The organism is Rahnella bruchi, assembly GCF_003614975.1.
Taxonomy (GTDB): Bacteria; Pseudomonadota; Gammaproteobacteria; order Enterobacterales; family Enterobacteriaceae; genus Rahnella; species Rahnella bruchi.
Map to the genome: position 1 here is coordinate 1 of NZ_QZWI01000062.1, position 410 is coordinate 410.

Here is a 410-nt window from a genome sequence, read left to right on the forward strand (position 1 = left end):
GAGTTTTGCGTGCAGTTTATGGAAAGCGACTACGAATTTATCCGGCGCCTGATTGCTGAAGAAGGCATTTTCTTTTTTGAAGAAGAATATCTCAAAGCCAACGATCAGAAACTGGCGTTTGCCGATAACTGTACGGCACTGACCAGCATGGGCAAGATCCCTTACAACCCCAATGCGGCCTCCGAGGCCGACACGTATTGCATCAATAATTTCCGCCGCAGCGCGCAAATCCGGCCTTCGCAGGTGACCTTGCAGGATTACACCTTCACCGCTCCGAACTGGCCGGCGCAATTTCAGGACCAACCGCGGCGGATGCCCTATCAGCACGCGGCCTATGAAATATTTGATTATCCGGGACGCTTTAAAGACGAACAGCACGGCGAAGACTTTGCCCGTTATCAGATTGAAGG

1 protein-coding gene is annotated in these 410 nt (G+C 51.7%); it reads left to right on the plus strand.

Features of this window, described 5'->3' with window-relative positions:
* On the plus strand, positions 1-410 hold a 410-nt coding region (locus D5398_RS25355), incomplete at both ends, for a contractile injection system protein, VgrG/Pvc8 family (protein WP_279635021.1).